A 271-nucleotide genomic window follows, 5' to 3' on the forward strand; every position below is an offset into this window, starting at 1 on the left:
CATACAAAGGAAATAGGAGTGAAGTTTTGTGATTACCATGGATGATATCGTAAGGGACGGGCATCCCGTCTTGAGGCAAACAGCTGAAGCGGTCGAACTCCCGCCAACAGAAGAAGAAAAACAGCAATTAGCTGACATGATCGAATTCGTTAAAAATAGTCAGGATGAAGACATTGCTGAAAAATATGGACTGAGACCCGGCGTAGGACTAGCAGCTCCGCAAATCAATATTAGTAAACGTATGATCGCTGTTCACTGTGAGGATGAGGAT

Annotated in this window: 1 protein-coding gene; it reads left to right on the forward strand. The window is 43.9% G+C overall.

The genetic code is table 11. The features are described from left to right. Positions 1 to 28 precede the first annotated feature (28 nt). Positions 29 to 271: peptide deformylase (locus SB775_RS29735; protein WP_410864837.1), on the forward strand; the 243-nt coding region annotated here is incomplete at its 3' end.

This window comes from Peribacillus sp. SIMBA_075 (assembly GCF_046534585.1).